Here is a 783-nt window from a genome sequence, read left to right on the forward strand (position 1 = left end):
GTCGACGGCTGCGCCATCAGCTTGGATTCGGCGGCGGTGCCGGGCACGCGGCCGGCGCGCGCAGCGTCCGCGGGGGCCGCGGCGCCGCCGTCGAGCGAGAGCTGACCGCTGACGGTCGGCGCGGGCGCCGGCTCGGTGCGCTGGAGCGCATCCTGCCGGACCAGGCCGCCGGCTTTCTCCGCTTCGGACTTCGGCGGCTGTGCCGGCGCGACCAGCACCTCGTTCAAACCGCGGCTTTCGCTATCGGTGTCCTTCTTCTGCTTGTCGGCCTCCGTCGGAGGGACCGGCTTCAGCGTCGCCGGTCCGTTCGTCGATGGCTTGTCGGCCAGCGTCTCGGTGATCTTCTCGTCGCCGCCAATCTGCGGTGGCGCCTCCCTCAGCATCTGCAAGGTGGCGTATCCGGCGATCGGCAGGGCGACGAGCCCGGCAATGGCCGGCGTGGCGATCAGTTTCTTTTGCATGATCTCTCTCCAGAGCTTCTGTACCCGCTCTGTGAGACGAAGCCCGCCGGCCGATCCTTGGGCGGCGACGAAGATTTTTTCCTGCTCGTCGAAAGCCTGCATGGCGGCAGCGATCGCGCGCGCCTTCGCCTCGGCGTCGGGTGCCGGTGCCGTGATGTTGCGCAGCCTTTCGAGTTCGTTGTCGTCGACCATGGTCACACTTCCCCGGCTGAACGCATCAACGTCCTCAGCCGTTTCTTCGCTTCATGGATGTGCCAGGAAACCGTCGTCTCCGAGATCGCCATCGCCTCGGCGGCGTCCGCGTGGCTGAGCCCCTCGCCAT

The 783-nt window shown here is 67.9% G+C and carries 1 protein-coding gene and 1 pseudogene; both read right to left on the bottom strand.

Annotated elements, in window-relative coordinates; all coding sequences use genetic code 11:
• Positions 1-653: pseudogene (locus EN781_RS33505) on the bottom strand (VWA domain-containing protein); the annotation flags it as partial.
• Positions 654-655: 2 nt separating this feature from the next.
• Positions 656-783: sigma factor-like helix-turn-helix DNA-binding protein (locus EN781_RS33510; RefSeq protein ID WP_245492724.1), on the bottom strand; the 128-nt coding region annotated here is incomplete at its 5' end.

The organism is Mesorhizobium sp. M4A.F.Ca.ET.090.04.2.1, from assembly GCF_003999085.1.
Taxonomy (GTDB): Bacteria; Pseudomonadota; Alphaproteobacteria; order Rhizobiales; family Rhizobiaceae; genus Mesorhizobium.